Raw genomic sequence first — 1,827 nt, 5'->3', positions numbered from 1 at the left:
AAACAAAAAACCTCCTAAAAGCGGTTTAAATAAGTGAGATTTTCTAAGAATTAAAGGCTTGTGCAACGGTTACCATTGTTGGCAGTAGTGTTTATTTTGTCAGTCGTTTTGCTGTCATAAATCGGTCAGCTACATTGTCCCAATTGATAATTTCAAGAACTGTATCAACAAAATCGGCTCTTTTATTTTTGTATTTCAAATAATAGGCGTGTTCCCAAACATCAATCACCAAAATCGGAACAACTCCCCATTGTGTTAATTTTTGATGATTTTCGCATTGTAACAATGTCAAGCTATCCGAATAAGGTTGGTAACCCAAAATACCCCAACCGCTTCCTTCTACAGTTTTTGATATTTTCCCGATATAGCTTTTCAGTTTGTCAAATGAACCGAAATCCTTTTCTATCTGTTTTAAGAGTTCAGTTTTGGGTTCAGTTTTTTTATTCGTTAAGTTCGTCCAAAAGATGGAATGAAGCACGTGGCTTGAAAAGTGGTAAGCTAACTTTCGGGTCCACAAATCCACTTGGTCTAAATCGCCCGATTTTAGATGTTCCTTAATTTTAATCAAATCTGTGTTTGCCCCTTTTACTGCTCCACCGTGATGAAATTCAAAGTGCAGATGTAAGGTTTCTTCATCCATATGTGGCTCCAAAAAAGTTTTATTGTATGGAAGTGATTTTTGAATGAAATTTCCATTACTGTCCACTAATCTGTCAATTCCGTTTTCCGTTACATTTTGTGAAAAAACGTTGTTCATTGGTAGGATTGTCGCTCCACCTAAAATTGCCGTGTTTCTTAAAAATTCTTTTCTGTCCATATTTATACTTTTTTCAATTTATCTCGTTTTTCCACATTACTGCCAACGGTCTCGTATAACCGTCAGTTGCGTTGGTTTTGGCAATAATTTAGTTAAAAAATACAAACCTTTGGTGTTAGCGAGGATTTTCCGCTTAGGAAAATCCGAAGCAATTGCGGTTATACATTGTTGGCATTAGTTTTTTATTCATTTTTTCCAAACCATATCAAATTGTCCTTGTAATCGATTTGATTATTTTTATATGTTCTAAAAATATTTTTTATTGATGTTTCTTTTAGGCGATTTTTTATAGAATCCAATTGAGAATTGGTGATGTTTTTGTCAGCGATTAAATTGAATCTTAAAAACCTTTTTAGTTCGTTCCTTGTGTTATTTTTAAATTTAGTAACCTCTTTCTCCAAATTTTTCAAGTTAGTAGCAGAGTCAGTTTTTACAATAAAATTATTATGTTTAAATCCAGCATAAATGTTAAAATTTAAACGACTAGGTCGGCTTATGTTTTTAAGTTCATCATTACATTCAGGTAATTCAATTTCCAAATCAATTGTCTTTTCAAAAAAATCAAATGCATTTTTTGCTTTTCTAAATTCAGGAAGCTTAAAGCTTTCCTCTCCTATTAATTCAAGATTTAATATTTGTTTGTATTCATCAAGGTGATATTTGTAAACTGGTCCATTTTCTTTAAGATAATACGTACGTATTTTATCTCCCTTAATATCCCATTTCAAAGTTCTTTTTCCAAATATTTCATAAATAACTAATGAATCATTATAAAACTGAAATTCTGCTTCAATTCTATTGTTTTTAGCAGTATACCAATTTCCAATCAGTTTCTGTTCTTGCTTTGAAAACGAACAACTAATTAAAAAAAATATAAAAATAAATTTAAAATTTTTCTTCATTCAAATTAATGCCAACGGTCTTGTATAATTTCCCAGCTAAGGGAATTCGGAAAATAAAGATAGTAAAAAGAACTGACTTTGACGCGTGAGCGTTTGTGTCCGCAGGAC

2 protein-coding genes are annotated in these 1,827 nt (G+C 31.6%); both read right to left on the bottom strand.

Going from position 1 to position 1,827, the window contains the following annotated elements:
* Window positions 1-91 precede the first annotated feature (91 nt).
* Window positions 92-817: a superoxide dismutase gene (locus tag G551_RS0112280; RefSeq protein ID WP_009780324.1), complete on the bottom strand. Its 726-nt coding sequence runs from the start codon at window positions 815-817 to the stop codon at window positions 92-94.
* A gap of 182 nt (window positions 818-999) precedes the next feature.
* Complete coding sequence (locus G551_RS0112275; RefSeq protein ID WP_027885834.1) at window positions 1,000-1,719, bottom strand: hypothetical protein; 720 nt, start codon at window positions 1,717-1,719, stop codon at window positions 1,000-1,002.
* Window positions 1,720-1,827 lie beyond the last annotated feature (108 nt).

It is taken from the genome of Mesonia mobilis DSM 19841 (assembly GCF_000423405.1).
GTDB classification, from domain to species: domain Bacteria; phylum Bacteroidota; class Bacteroidia; order Flavobacteriales; family Flavobacteriaceae; genus Mesonia; species Mesonia mobilis.
The sequence above is the reverse complement of the archived record's forward strand: the minus strand, read 5'-3'. Positions and strand labels throughout refer to the sequence as shown.